Origin of the sequence: Blautia sp. AF32-4BH, assembly GCF_003460565.1 — a bacterium.
In the GTDB taxonomy this organism is placed as follows: domain Bacteria; phylum Bacillota; class Clostridia; order Lachnospirales; family Lachnospiraceae; genus Fusicatenibacter; species Fusicatenibacter saccharivorans.
Genome location: NZ_QTVL01000006.1, coordinates 116,270 through 130,521, shown reverse-complemented (window position 1 = coordinate 130,521; position 14,252 = coordinate 116,270). Strand labels below are relative to the sequence as shown.

Below are 14,252 nucleotides of genomic sequence, written 5' to 3'. Positions count from 1 at the left end.
CAAATAGAAAAAGTGAGGCGTTTCAGATGAAACTGATGAAAACAGAAGACGCGGTAGGCCAGGTGCTCTGCCACGATATTACACAGATTATCAAAGGTGTGACAAAAGATGCGGTATTCCGCAAAGGCCACATCATTACAGAAGAAGATATTCCGGTGCTGTTAAGTGTCGGAAAGGACAACATTTACATCTGGGAAAAGGACGATACAATGCTGCATGAAAATGAGGCGGCACAGATTCTTTACGATATGTGTAAAAACGATCACATGCATCCGTCCGATGTCAAAGAAGGAAAAATTGAACTGATCGCGGACTGCGACGGCCTTTTGAAAGTGGACCGCGAGAAGCTGAAAAAAGTAAACAGCCTCGGCGAGATGATGATTGCGACGCGCCACGGTGATACATACGTGAAAAAAGGCGACAAACTGGCGGGAACGAGAATTATTCCGCTCGTCATCAAAAAAGAGAAGATGGAGACGGCACAGGCAGTCTGTTCCTACGGGCCGATCCTGACCTTAAAGCCGTTCCACAAGAAAAAATTTGCGGTTCTGACAACGGGAAATGAAGTGTATTACCATCGGATCGAGGACACCTTCACACCGGTTATCCAGGAAAAGCTGGCAGAATTCGGCGCGGAGATGATCTTTCATGAGGTTTACGATGATGATGCATCGAAGATCACAGACGGATGCCGTCGCGCGATGGAAGCGGGTGCCGATCTTGTCTTCTGCACCGGAGGAATGAGTGTGGATCCGGACGACAAGACGCCGCTGGCGATCAAAAATACCGGAGCACGCATCGTTTCCTACGGCGCGCCGGTGCTGCCGGGAGCCATGTTCCTTCTGGCGTATGCCGAAAATGGAACACCGATCGTCGGCCTGCCGGGATGCGTCATGTATTCGAAACGGACGATTTTCGATCTTGTCCTGCCGCGCCTCATTGCAGATGATGAGGTGACAGCGGAGGAGCTGGCCGGTCTTGGCGAGGGCGGTCTCTGCCTGAACTGCAAGGTCTGCACCTTCCCGAACTGCGGTTTTGGAAAAGGCAGATAAACGATGAAGGATCAGTATGACAGAACGATAGATTACCTGCGGATTTCCATCACGGACGCGTGCAATTTGAGATGCCGGTACTGTATGCCGGAGAGTGCGGCGGGCTGTGCACTGGAGCAGACGGAACAGAATCCACCGCTTACCGTCGAAGAGATGCTGAAGATTGTGCACGCCGCGGCTGGGCTTGGCATCACGCATTACCGGATTACCGGAGGGGAACCGCTGGTAAGAAAAGAGTGCGTGGAGCTGGTGCAGAAAATAAAAGCAGTGCCGGGCACCGCATCCGTTGGGATCACGACGAATGGCGTACGCCTGGCATCGTGTGCGAGGGATCTGAAGGCGGCCGGCTGTGACAGTGTGAATGTGAGCCTGGATACAGTGGATGCGGCAGAGTTTGCGGCGATTACCGGACGCGATGCGCTGGAGCAGGTAAAGCAGGGCATCTGCGCGGCCAAAGAGGCGGGTCTTTTAGTGAAGTTGAATGCGGTGCATCGAAAAGAACTGCATGCGCAGGAACTGATTGAATTTGCAGAGCAGGAAAAAGTCCCGGTGCGGTTCATCGAGGTGATGCCGGTGGGCGCCGGAAAATCGTACGTGGGTCCGTCGAATGAGGCGCTGAAAACAGAGCTGGAACAGTGGTATGGGGCATGTACGCCGGACCAGGAAAAAGAAGGAAACGGTCCTGCGGCTTATGTGCGGTACGAAAAGCTGTCGATGCCCGTCGGCTTTATCAGCGCGATCCACGGAAAGTTCTGCGGAAGCTGCAACCGTGTACGGCTGACAAGCCGCGGCTTTTTAAAGCTCTGTCTCTGCTATGAGAACGGTGTGGATCTGCGGGAGGTTCTGCAGAACGGAACGGCGGCGGATCTGCGGGATGTGATGGCACAGGCAATCTTAAAAAAGCCGATGGAACACTGCTTTGAGCGGCCGAAGGATATGACAGAGCACCACCTGATGTCCGGTATCGGCGGATGAAATGACGGCGGTTCGAAAAGAAGAGGAAACAAAAGAAATGGGAAAAATCATAGGAATCTGTATCAGTGAAAAACGGGGAACGGCAAAGCACGAGGTGGAAACGGCGAAGCTGGTGGAAGACTGGGGCATCGAGGGCGATGCACACGCCGGGCACTGGCACCGCCAGGTGAGCCTTTTGTCGTATGAAAAAATAGAAGCCTTCCGTGCAAAGGGGGCGGATATTCCGCTCGGCGCCTTCGGGGAAAACCTGATCGTGGAAGGATATGATTTCCGGAATCTGCCGGTCGGCACGCGGTTTTCCTGCGGGGATGCGCTGCTTGAGATGACGCAGATCGGAAAGGAGTGCCACAGCCACTGCGAGATTTTCAAACGCATGGGTGAATGCATCATGCCGCGGGAGGGCGTTTTCGCGGTGGTGCTGCGCGGCGGCACGATTCAAAAGGGTGACACCATCGAACTGGTGACGGAAAAGTAGACCAGAGATCAGACACAAGGAGAGGAAACATGGACGAACTTTACCGGAAACTGCTTGCACAGCTGGAAGAGGGACAGGACACGGTTCTTGCCTTTATCACCGAAGGGGACGGCTCCATTCCGCGCACGACGGGCGCCTATATGCTGGTCGGCCGGGAAGGACGGATTTTCGGAACTATCGGCGGCGGAAACCTGGAATATCAGGCGGTTCTGCATGCGCAGGAGCTGGTGCAGGAGAAGAAAAGTGAATACAGAGAATACGATCTCGGAACTGGAGAGGGGAAGGGGCTTGGCATGGTCTGCGGCGGCAGAGTGAAGGTGTGCTTCTATTTTATGAATGGAGCGCACGGCGAAGCAGAAAGTCTGGCGCAGGCGCTTGCGGCGCAGGAGCAGTACCGCAGTTACTGGATTTTTTTTGCGCTGGACGGAACCGGCATCCGCGTGCTGAAAAAAGAAGCGTGGGAAATGCTTCCGGCGGCACAGGAAAAAGCGGGCCACTGCCGGATTCTGGAACTGGACGGGAAAACGTATTACGCCGAGGAATTCTGCTACGACGGAAAGGTTTATCTGTTCGGCGGCGGCCATCTGGCCCAGGAACTCGTTCCGGTGCTGCATCATCTGGATTTCTGCTGTATCGTACTCGATGACCGGGAGGAATATGTGGACAAAGCATTGTTCCCGGACGCCGGGCAGACCATGCTGGTGGATTTTACGAAACTGGACGAGATTCTTTCGATCCGGAAAAATGATTATCTCGTGATTGTGACACGCGGCCACCGGTGCGATGCGGATGCCGAGGCGTTTGCGCTTCGCACCGGCGCATCGTACATCGGTGTGGTGGGAAGCCGCAGAAAGACAAAGTATGTGCGCGAAAAACTGGAAGCGCAGGGTTTTACCGGAGAACAGCTCGACAGTGTCTATGCCCCGATCGGAATCGAGATCGGAAGCGAGACGCCGGCGGAGATTGCAATCAGCATTGCCGCACAGCTCATTCAGATCCGGTCAGCAAAAACCGGAAAACGAAAAGGTGCACATCCGGCGCTTCATACGTAAATATACAAAATGAGGAGTCAATTATCATGAAAAAGAAAACCGTATCCATTCTTCTGATGGCAGCTATGGCACCTTCTCTTGCCGCATGCGGATTTTCCAATTCCACAGATTCTTCCAGTAAGAGCAGCTCCAAGGCAGAGAGCACATCTGCATCCAGCGCTTCTTCGGAAGCAGAGAGCGCATCCAGTGCCAAGAGCACAGCAGACGGCGAAGTATTTGACGATACCACTGTCACCGTATTTGCCGCAAAGAGCCTGAACTCCGTAATGGAGACGCTGATCAGCGAGTACAATAAGACCCAGCCGAATGTCAAACTGGTTGGAAGCTATGACAGTTCAGGAACCCTGATGACACAAATCGAAGAGGGTGCATCCTGCGACGTATTCTTCTCCGCAGCAGCAAAACAGATGGATCAGCTTGAGGAAGAGAATCTTCTGGTTGAGGGAACCCGCCACAATATCGTAAACAATCAGGTCTGCGTTGTAACCTATGAGGGAAGCAATACAGAAGTTACGGGCCTGGAGGATCTGAACAAGGCATCCAGCATCGCACTGGCAGACGGTTCCGTTCCGGTTGGAAAATACACAAGAGAAGCACTGGTCAATGCAGGCATTCTGGAGAAAGCAGACGACGTATCGGCCATCACAACCCAGCAGGTTTCCGAAGCGCTCAGCGGCGTGGAAATCAATGAGTGTGCAAACGTAGGAGCCGTTACTTCCGCAGTTGCAGAGGGATCCAACGAGGTTGGTACGGTTTATTATTCCGATACCTACGGTCTGGAGGACCGTCTGAAGGTTCTGCAGGTCGTTCCGTACGATCTGACCGGAAATGTCATCTACCCGGCAGCACAGGTTGTCAACAAAGAGGCAGATGAGACCGAGCAGGCAGCAGCGAAAGACTTTGTAGAGTTTCTGACTTCCGATGAGGCAGCCGCCATCTTCCGGAATTATTACTTTGATACAGAGGTAGAATAAAAAGAAGATCCCACAAAAAACAGCAGGGATTTGGAATCACCGTCCGAAAAAGAAAGATTTCGTTTCTACGGACGGTGGTTTTGCATCAGAGAAAATCCGGGCAGGATGCGTGATGCAGGTATGCAGGGCTGCCGTGGATAGAAAGGAAATGTTATGCAGGAAATACTGGATTTTTTACAGTCACTGGACTGGAGCCCGCTTGTCATTTCGATCAAGACCGGTATTGTGGCGACGATTTTGTCCTTTTTCTTTGGTATTTTTGCCGCGCGTGCGGTGATGAAGCTGCGTCCCGGCGCGCGTGCCGTAATTGACGGCTTTCTGACACTTCCGATGATTCTGCCGCCGACCGTTGCAGGCTTTTTCCTGCTTCTGATTTTCAGCCTCCGCCGTCCGTTTGGTGCTGCACTGTATGAGAATTTCAGTATCAAGGCAGTACAGACATGGCTTGGCTGTATTCTGGCGGCAACGATTATCGCGTTTCCGCTGATGTACCGCAATACGAGAGCGGCATTTGAGCAGGTGGATACGAACCTGATCTATGCGGCGCGGACGCTTGGTATGTCGGAGTGGAAGATTTTCTGGAAAGTGGTCATCCCATCGGCAGGTCCCGGCGTGCTCTCCGGTACGGTACTGGCATTTGCAAGGGCGCTCGGTGAGTACGGCGCGACGTCGATGCTGGCCGGAAATATTCCGGGAAAGACGGGTACCGTTTCCCAGAAAATCGCAATGGTGATTCAGGACGGGGATTATAAAACGGCGGGTTTTTGGTCTGTTGTCGTACTGCTCGTCGGATTCCTTGCGATGACGGCAATGAACCTTCTGGGTAACCGGAGAAAGAAAAATCAGAAACAGTGGTAGAGGATAAAGAATGGCGCTTGAAGTAGATATTACGAAAAAGCTGGACGGATTTTTTATGCATATGCAGTTCCGGGCGGAGCGGGAGATTTTTGCGATTCTCGGCGCGTCGGGCTGTGGAAAAAGCATGACCTTAAAGTGCATCGCCGGAATCGAAAAGCCGGATGAAGGGCGGATTGTCCTTGACGGCAAGGTGCTGTTTGATTCGGAGAAAAAAATCAATCTGCCGCCGCAGAAGCGGAAAGTCGGTTATATGTTCCAGGATTACGCTCTGTTTCCGCATATGAATGTTGTGCAGAATATTGAGGCAGGCATGGGAAAACGGCCGGACCGGAGCCGGACGGAATCGTTGATCCGCCAGTTTCAGCTGGAAGGGCTGGAGAAAAAGATCCCGGGACAGCTTTCCGGCGGACAGAAACAGCGCGTCGCGATGGCACGGATGCTCGCAGCAGAGCCGGAGCTGATTCTGCTCGACGAGCCGTTTTCAGCGCTCGATACTTATCTGAAATGGCAGTTGGAGCAGGAGATGTACAAACATCTGAAGGAGGCCGGAAAACCGGTCATCTTCGTATCACACAACCGCGATGAGGTGTACCGCCTCTGCGATACGGTCAGCTGTATGAACCGGGGAAAGATGGAAGTCATGGAACCGCTGAAGGAATTTTTCCAGAATCCGAAGACGCGCACAGCGGCAATTTTGTCGGGCTGCAAGAACATTTCGGCGGCCGAGCGGGTGGATGCGCACACGCTGCGGGCCGTGGACTGGGGCGTAACGCTGCACGTAAAGGAGCGGGAAATTGCAGACGATATCCGCGCAGTCGGCATCCGGGCACATTTTCTGGCCACAGTAGAAAGGCCGGGTGAGGAAAATGTATTTCCGGTCAACGAATCCGAAATCTGGGAAGATCCGTTTGAATGGAACATTTCGTTCCGGAAGAATGCCGAATGCAGCTGGCTGCAGTGGAAGATCGCAAAAACAGACTGGAGCCCGGAAATGGGGATTCCAAAGGAGCTGTATCTGAAGGAGGAAGATATTCTGCTGCTGACGGATTCCTGATGCTGGTGTGACAGATTTGGATAAAAAAAGATTGTTTTCGAAATCGTGATCGTGTTTCGAAAACAATCTTTTTTCATCGTTTACAGATTCATTACATGGTGATCCAGCCGAATGCATTTGCCACGGAACTGAACAGAATGATCAGTGCAAACACCGGGCAGAGATACTGGATCATGACAAGAAAGATTTTCTTTCTGCGGAAGCGGCTCTCACCGTGGATGATTTCTTCCTCGATTTTCGCCACACCAATGACTCTCGAAACGAGAAGACAGGTGGCAATGGCAGCAATTGGCATCATCACGGAGTTTGTCAGGAAGTCGAAGAAATCCAGGAACTGCATGCCAAGAATGGTGACGGAGGAAAGCGGCCCGTAGCCAAGGCAGGAGAGCGTTCCGAGCGCAATCATGATAACGCCGATCAGAACGGTCGATTTTTTACGGCCCCAGCCGAGCTCATCCTCAAAGGTGGAAACGGCGCTTTCTGTCAGTGCGATGGAGCTGGTCAGTGCGGCAAACAGCACCAGAAGGAAAAACAGAATACCGATCACAGTGCCAAAGCCCATATTGGCGAATACCTTCGGGATGGTGATAAACATCAGGGAAGGTCCTGCCTGCAGGGTATCCGGATTTCCGCCGGAGAAGGCAAAGACGGCAGGAATGATCATCAGGCCTGCCATGATCGCAATGGCAGTGTCAAAGATTTCGACGTTGCGTGTGGAATCCTCGATCGAGGTGTCTTTTTTCATGTAGGAGCCAAAGGTGATCAGAATACCCATCGCAATCGAGAGGGAGTAGAACATCTGTCCCATGGCGGCAACAACGGACATCCATGAAAAGTTTTTGAGGTTCGGAACAAGGAAATACTTCACGCCTGCCAGTGCGCCCGGTCTTGTTACGGAATAAACGGCAATGATAACGGAAAGGACGATCAGAATCGGCATCATCACCTTGGAAACGCGTTCAATGCCGTTTCGCACACCGGCGTAGATGATAGCGACCGTAATAAGGCAGAAAACGGCAAAACAGAGCTCTGTGGAAACTCCGTTTGAGATGAAGCCGGAAAAATAGCCGTCCTCTGCGAGCAGGGTACTGTTGCCCTTCACGTATTCGATCAGATATTTGATGACCCATCCTCCGATGACAGAGTAGTATGGAACGATCAGAATCGGGATAATGGCGTTGATCCAGCCCCCGGCGGAAAGCCATTTCGATTTGCCGAACGACTGGAAAGCGCCGACCGGGCTTTTTCGTGTCATGCGTCCGATGGCGGACTCGGCAACGATCATGGAGTAGCCGAAGGTGAGCGCCAGCAGGATATAAATGAGGAGGAAAATTCCTCCGCCGTATTTTGCTGCGAGGTAGGGAAAACGCCAGATATTTCCAAGTCCGACGGAAGCGCCTGCTGCAGCCAGCACGTAACCGATTTTGCCGGAAAACGAGCTGCGGGATTTGTTGTGTTTGTTCATAGAGTTCCTTCCTTTTGTGTGTTACAAAAATTTTGGGTTTATGGTCAGTTCTTGAAGATTTTTTATGCTGACACCATAAAGAAGATTGTAACATTATTGGGAAGGAAAGTCACTACTAAATTTTTTATTTTTTGCTGTCCGGCAGGTATTCCCCGGCCAGTTCCGCCATCAGCTCCGGCACGGTGGTCATGTGATCGAGACGCCATGCGTTTTCTCCGCAGAAAAGGAGAGCGTTGTCGGTATCGCCATCGGCAGCGCGGGTCAGGGCAGTGGTAATACAGTAGGGAATGGAGGCTTTGTCGCATTTTTTGAGGCACTGGTAGCAGTGTGAGATTTTTTCCCGTTCCTGTTCGCGTTCCGTCAGAAACGGATTGCGGATTGCGCGGCCCGGCATGCCGACCGGACTGTGCATGATCGTGATATCTTCTTTTTTTGCATTCAGGTATGCCTGTTTGTAGCGGGGATCGGCATCGCATTCTTCCGTGACAACGAAACGGGTAGCCATCTGGACGCCTGCGCAGCCAAGCGACAGATAGTGAAGGATATCCTCATGGGTGTAGACGCCTCCGGCAAAGACGACGGGGATGGTACAGGCATATTTTTCTTCGTAGCAATGTACAATCTGCAGAATTTCCCGGATTTCGTCATCGTAGCCGCGTCGTGCTGTTTCTTCTACGGTTTCGGCGGAATAGCCGAGATGGCCTCCGGCTGCAGGACCTTCGATGACAACGAGATCAGGGACGCGGTGATAGTGATTGTCCCAAAGCTTCAGAAGAACCTTGGCGGTCCGGGGCGGGGAAACGATAGGCGCGAGCTTGATGGAGCTTCCCGCTGTGTATTTTGGCAGATCGGTCGGGAGACCGGCCCCGGAGATGATGAGATCGGCTCCGTTTTCGATGCAGCAGCGGACGTATTCCTCGTAGTGGGTCAGGGCGCACATGATATTGACGCCGATGATGCCGCCGTTTGAAATTTCTTTGGCGCGGCGGATGTGGAAGGCGAGGGCGCGGAGATTGGCGCTTAAGGGATCACGCGCGAATTCCGGATCGCGCCAGCCGGGCTGGGCGGCGGAGATGATGCCGATTCCGCCGGCTTTGGCAACGGCACCGGCGAGGGATGAGAGGCTGATGCCGACGCCCATTCCGCCTTGGATGATGGGGTATTTGGCGGTGAGATTTCCTATTTTTAAATTTGGTAACATATGAATTCTCCTTTTTGATAAATGGACGATCCCGTGCCCGCCGCCGCGCCGGGGATGTTCCTCCAGGATGGCGCGGTTTCGGAGGCCAGGAAACTCTAAGGCTTTGGGATTTTGCTAAGGGCGCTTGAAAAAACGGCGAACTCGCTGCGCTCAGACAGTGCCGTTTTTTCAAGCAACGCAAAATTCCATAGCCTAAGAGTTTGCAGGCCTCCTGCAAATGCGCCATCCTGGAGGAACATCCCCGACACGGCGGCGGGCACGGGATCTGGTATTGGTAAAAATGTAATGTTAAAAACCTTACTATATGGTTTTGAAAACTAGATATATAATACTTTGAATATCAAAGTATGTCAAGAGGGAAAATGAGAAAAAGGTGATTGATAGGGGGTGGGAGGTGTGGTAGAGTGGGAGATAGAAAGAAAAGTTAAGACAGGAGGATGAAGAATGATGTTAAAGGATCTGGTATTAAAAAACAGGAGTTATCGTGGTTTTGATGAGTCGGTGAGGATTTCGCGGGAGACGTTGGAAGGGTTTGTGGATTGCGCGCGGCTTTGTCCTTCGAGTGTGAATAAGCAGCCGTTGAAGTATTTTCTGGCGTGGGAGCCGGACGAAGTGGAGAAGGTGCAGGGGCTGACGAAGTGGGCGCGGGCGCTGCCGGATATGGTACTGCCGCATCCGGGAAAACGGCCGACGGGTTTTGTTGTGATCTGCCAGGATAAGAGGATTGATGAGAATCTGAACCGGTATCAGAAGGATGTCGGGATTGTGGCGCAGACGATGCTGCTTGCGGCTGTGGAGCAGGGTCTTGGCGGCTGCATGATCGGGAATTTTCAGGCGGGCGAGGTGATGGAAGTGCTTGGACTGCCAGAGGAGATCCGGCCGCTTTTGATTGTGGCGTTTGGAAAACCGGCGGAGGAGATTCATCTGGTAGATGTGCCGGAGGATGGGAATACGAATTATTACCGGGATGAAAATGATGTGCACTATGTGCCGAAGAGAACGCTGGCGGATGAATTGCTGAACTGAAGATAGAAACTGAAGATAGAGCCGGAAAATTCCGGAAAAATGTCGGATGAACCGTCCTAAAAAGTTAGATCTAAAAAATCTGATTTCTTGGGGCGGTTCAAAGAATCCGGCATTTTTTTACTTTGCAGGAAACTTCGTTGAATTTTCCTGTAAAGTAAAAAGCCCTCCGGGCAGGATCGCACTGCGGCGGAGGGGAAAGGAAAGCACAGGCTCTTATTAGTTTCGGTGTAGCCCGAAAAAGGGAAAATGTCCCATACTTTCTGGCAATCCGGGGAGATGTCTGGTGGGCAGAAAATGGTGCAAATAAAGATGTTTTTTCCTGCAAAACAGAACCTTTTTTCTCGAAAGGGATCATGATAAAATGAGAAAAAATGGGGGAATTTTCAAAAATAAGATGGAGGAGGATATTGAAATGAAAATTTATCACGCACAGGTGAATCATCTGGAAAATCCAATGGGGTTCCGAATGGAGAGAACGGTCTTTTCCTGGAAAGTGAAAGACGCGGAAGGAAAAAAACAGAGCTATGCGAGAATCCGTGTAGCATCGGATGCAGCGATGGAGCATCTGCTGTTTGATTCCGGAGAGGATGATAAGGCGAGCAGTCTTTTCTATCCGGTGAAGCTGGATCTGGAGCCGAGAACGCGGTATTACTGGAACGTGGAAGCGGGCAGTGATGCCGGGGAGACGGCGGTGAGTGAAGTACAGTTTTTTGAGACCGGAAAACGGAATGAAGCATGGACAGGAAAATGGATTTCCTGTGACAGTAAGGAGAACCGTCATCCATATTTTGAAAAAGAAATTGTTCCGGCAAAAGAGGTAGCGAAGGCCAGGCTGTATGTCTGCGGACTTGGACTGTATGAGGTGTATGTGGATGAGAAGCGTGTCGGGGATGAGTACCTGACGCCGTACAGCAATGATTACAATGAATGGGTACAGTATCAGACGTATGATGTGACAGAGGAGGTTTCAAAACAGGGAATGCTCCGTGTGCTGCTTGGAAACGGCTGGTACAAGGCGCGGTTTGGATTCAGTGCGTTTGAGGACAAGGGATTTTACGGCAATGAGTGGAAGCTGATTGCGGAGCTGCATCTGACGTATGCGGACGGTTCGGAAGAGGTGATTGGCACGGATGAATCGTGGCAGGTGCGGCGCAGTAAAATTGCATTCTCGAATCTTTACGACGGTGAGCACCGGGACGACACGCTGTCGGAACTGCCATTGGAGAAGGCGGTTTTTTGTGAGGCACCAAAAGGAGAACTGACGGAACGCATGAGCCTTCCGGTGACGATTCATGAGACGTTTGAACCTAAAGAACTGCTTCATACTCCGGCCGGCGAGCTGGTCTTCGATATGGGGCAGGAGTTTACGGGAATTTTCAAGCTGCATGTCAACGTGCCGGCAGGAACCAAAATTCATGTTCAGACAGGTGAGATTTTGCAGCGCGGCAATTTCTACAATGACAATCTGCGGAGTGCAAAATCCGAATACATCTATATTTCCGATGGAACCGAAATGGATCTTGTGCCGCATTTTACGTTCTACGGCTACCGTTACGTGAAGATCGAAGGCATTCCGGATCTGAAAAAAGAGGATTTCACGGGTCTTTCTTATTACAGCAACATCACAGCGACAGGCTGGATGAAAACAGGAAGTGATTTGGTCAATCAGCTCATCAGCAATGTGCGCTGGGGCTTAAAGTGCAATTTTGTGGATGTTCCGACCGACTGCCCGCAGCGTGATGAGCGCATGGGATGGACGGGTGATGCGCAGGTGTTCTCGCCGACGGCGATGTATCTCGAAGATACGTATGCATTCTATGCAAAATACCTGTACGACATGGCAAAAGAGCAGAGCGTGCTCGGCGGAAAGGTGCCGCATGTGGTGCCATCGTGCGGCATCGAGGATGCAGCGTGTGTCTGGGGCGATGCGGCGTGTATCATTCCGTGGAATCTATATCTGTTTTATGGGGACAAGAGCATTCTGGAAGATCAGTTTGTGAGCATGAAATCGTGGGTGGACTACATCACGAAAGTGGATGGGGACAACCATGGCTGGAGATATGTATTCCACTTTGGCGACTGGCTGGCGCTTGACAATCCGGTGCAGGGCGCTGAGCAGGTCATGGGTGCAACGGACGAGGAGTTTATTGCAAACCTGTATTATGCGATCAGCGCAGGAATCGTGGCAAAAGCGGCCGGTGTGCTGGGATACCGCGAGGAGCAGGAGAAGTATCAGAAGCTGTCCGAGGAGCAGTTTGCTGTGGTACAGGAAGAATATTACAGCGCAACAGGCCGCTGCTGCATCAAAACACAGACGGCGCTGCTGCTGACGCTGAAATACCATTTGTCAAAGAACGAAGAGCTGACAAAACGGCAGCTTCTGAAGCTGTTTGAGCAGAGTAACCACAAACTGAAGACGGGATTTGTCGGAACACCATTGCTGAACAATGTGCTCACCGACAACGGCATGAATGATCTTGCCTACGAACTGTTGCTGAACGAGGAATTTCCGGGTTGGCTTTATGAGGTTAAGCTTGGTGCAACTACCGTCTGGGAACGCTGGAATTCCCTTCTTGCGGACGGTACGATTTCCGGCATCAGCATGAACAGTATGAACCATTATGCTTACGGCTCCATCCAGGAATGGATGTTCCGTCACGTTGCCGGCATCAACACGATGGAATCCCATCCGGGTGTCAGGACCGTACAGTTTGCACCGACGCTGAACTGGGATTTGAGGTATGCAGAGGCAAAATATGATTCTGCATCGGGAATGTACAGCATTCGCTGGGAGCTTTCCGACAAAGAGCACGTGACCATCACCATGGATGTTCCGTTCGACTGTACCGCAGAGGCCGTACTTCCAATGGTTGCCAAAAGTGAAAAAGAAGCGGTTGCAGAAGTGCTCGGATCAGAAGAAAACGGTAGATACCTGCTGGAGCCGGGACACTATGAGGTAAGCTATCAGCTTTCCGGTTGGAAAGAAAAAACGGCAGTATGTGTGGAATAAAACCGCAGTTTTTTTCAAAAAATAAGAAGCGAGGTGAACGCTGCAATTTTGCAATGGGACAAAATGAGAAAATTGTTCCAATTATTATGAAAAGAATATAAATAAAAACAAATAATTTGGAAAATATACAAATTCATTTGTCTTATGAAAACGTTTATGGTACAATCTGACTAAGCGGTTACAAAAATGAAAGTGTGTTTTGGAAAAAATGAAACAAGACACAGATCCGAGGGTCTGACAAAAAGAGGCGGCAGAAAGGGACAGGATATGAAGAAGTGGACGGGGATGATTACCAATCTCACAATGTTGACACAATTCGGACTGTCCCTTGTGACGCCTCTTTTTCTTTGTCTGGCACTTTGCTGGTGGCTTTGCGACCGCTTTTCGGTTGGAACATGGATTTATCTGATCGGCTTTTTCTTTGGGATCGGAGGCGGTGCCGTGACAGCCTGGAAATTCGGGCAGAGCGTTCTGCGGCATCAGAAACGCATCGAGACGGAGCCGGACGGAAAAAAGAAGAAAAAGCGGGTGTCTTTCAACCGACATATTTAGAACGTGTCTGAAAAAGTTTTCACAGTTGACGAAGATCAAGTGGCAGAGAAAAGATTTCAGACTGATTTTAAGGGGAAAATCCATTAGAAAGGAAACAAGGCGATATGAGCAATTTCGGAGACAAGGTCCAGCCGGCCGTAAAAAAGGAGACGAAAAATGTTGCCATCTATACTGTTGTCGGCGTGGTTGTGATGTGGGTCGGGTTTCTGATCCTGCACCTGATCTGGCCGGAAAAAATCCCATTTGACTATCGGGTGATCCTCGGGGGAATCGGAGGCGGTGCCGTTGCGGTGCTGAACTTTTTCCTGATGGGCATGGCAGTACAAAAAGCAGTGTCCGAGACAGACGAGGCGGGAGCAAAACGGCGGATGCAGGCAAGCTATTCGCAGAGAAACCTGATGCAGATGCTCTGGGCAATTCTGGCGATTGTGCTTCCATGCTTTCAGTTTGCCGCAGGAATCCTGCCGCTTTTAATTCCGGGAACGGCCATCAAGCTGAAGGGCATAAAAAACAGCATAAAGCGCTGAACCTGATCTTTGGCGAAAGCCGCAAAGACGG

At 51.3% G+C, this 14,252-nt stretch carries 13 protein-coding genes; 11 read left to right on the top strand and 2 right to left on the bottom strand.

Going from position 1 to position 14,252, the window contains the following annotated elements; translation table 11 throughout:
- Nucleotides 1-26: 26 nt before the first annotated feature.
- From DWZ44_RS09350 to DWZ44_RS09320, 7 genes are all read left to right on the top strand, one after another.
- Entirely contained in the window at nt 27-1,052 is a 1,026-nt protein-coding gene (locus DWZ44_RS09350) for a molybdopterin-binding protein (RefSeq protein ID WP_055227949.1), read from the top strand.
- Nucleotides 1,053-1,055: 3 nt separating this feature from the next.
- A complete protein-coding gene (moaA, locus tag DWZ44_RS09345; protein ID WP_117804727.1) occupies nt 1,056-2,027 on the top strand; it encodes a GTP 3',8-cyclase MoaA in 972 nt (323 codons plus the stop codon).
- Nucleotides 2,028-2,064: 37 nt separating this feature from the next.
- Nucleotides 2,065-2,502 (top strand): MOSC domain-containing protein, encoded by a 438-nt coding sequence (locus DWZ44_RS09340; RefSeq protein ID WP_022462461.1) that lies wholly within the window; start codon nt 2,065-2,067, stop codon nt 2,500-2,502.
- A gap of 29 nt (nt 2,503-2,531) precedes the next feature.
- Nucleotides 2,532-3,554, top strand: coding sequence for an XdhC family protein (locus tag DWZ44_RS09335; RefSeq protein ID WP_117804726.1), 1,023 nt, complete (start codon nt 2,532-2,534; stop codon nt 3,552-3,554).
- A gap of 26 nt (nt 3,555-3,580) precedes the next feature.
- Entirely contained in the window at nt 3,581-4,528 is a 948-nt protein-coding gene (gene modA, locus DWZ44_RS09330) for a molybdate ABC transporter substrate-binding protein (protein WP_117804725.1), read from the top strand.
- Nucleotides 4,529-4,681: 153 nt separating this feature from the next.
- Nucleotides 4,682-5,386 (top strand): molybdate ABC transporter permease subunit, encoded by a 705-nt coding sequence (modB, locus tag DWZ44_RS09325; RefSeq protein WP_117804724.1) that lies wholly within the window; start codon nt 4,682-4,684, stop codon nt 5,384-5,386.
- Nucleotides 5,387-5,396: 10 nt separating this feature from the next.
- Nucleotides 5,397-6,440 carry a sulfate/molybdate ABC transporter ATP-binding protein gene (locus tag DWZ44_RS09320; protein ID WP_117804723.1) on the top strand — a complete coding sequence of 348 codons (1,044 nt, stop codon included), beginning with the start codon at nt 5,397-5,399 and terminating at the stop codon, nt 6,438-6,440.
- Between the two features lie 91 nt (nt 6,441-6,531).
- Here the strand turns inward: DWZ44_RS09320 and DWZ44_RS09315 are convergent, their stop codons facing one another.
- Nucleotides 6,532-7,905 carry a sodium-dependent transporter gene (locus DWZ44_RS09315; RefSeq protein ID WP_117760655.1) on the bottom strand — a complete coding sequence of 458 codons (1,374 nt, stop codon included), beginning with the start codon at nt 7,903-7,905 and terminating at the stop codon, nt 6,532-6,534.
- A 124-nt stretch (nt 7,906-8,029) separates the two neighbouring features.
- Nucleotides 8,030-9,106, bottom strand: a complete 1,077-nt coding sequence (locus DWZ44_RS09310; protein ID WP_117804722.1) for an NAD(P)H-dependent flavin oxidoreductase — start codon at nt 9,104-9,106, stop codon at nt 8,030-8,032.
- 444 nt (nt 9,107-9,550) lie between these two features.
- Here DWZ44_RS09310 and DWZ44_RS09305 point away from each other — a divergent pair, with 444 nt between their 5' ends.
- The 4 genes from DWZ44_RS09305 (at nt 9,551) to DWZ44_RS09290 (ending at nt 14,221) form a co-directional block, all read left to right on the top strand.
- On the top strand, nt 9,551-10,132 hold the full coding sequence (locus tag DWZ44_RS09305; protein WP_226906299.1) for a nitroreductase family protein: 582 nt from the start codon (nt 9,551-9,553) through the stop codon (nt 10,130-10,132).
- Between the two features lie 412 nt (nt 10,133-10,544).
- Nucleotides 10,545-13,142, top strand: a complete 2,598-nt coding sequence (locus DWZ44_RS09300; RefSeq protein WP_117760916.1) for an alpha-L-rhamnosidase — start codon at nt 10,545-10,547, stop codon at nt 13,140-13,142.
- Between the two features lie 267 nt (nt 13,143-13,409).
- A complete protein-coding gene (locus tag DWZ44_RS09295) occupies nt 13,410-13,694 on the top strand; it encodes an AtpZ/AtpI family protein (protein ID WP_055220696.1) in 285 nt (94 codons plus the stop codon).
- Nucleotides 13,695-13,798: 104 nt separating this feature from the next.
- Nucleotides 13,799-14,221, top strand: coding sequence for a hypothetical protein (locus DWZ44_RS09290; RefSeq protein ID WP_055227959.1), 423 nt, complete (start codon nt 13,799-13,801; stop codon nt 14,219-14,221).
- The last annotated feature ends 31 nt before the right edge of the window (nt 14,222-14,252 follow it).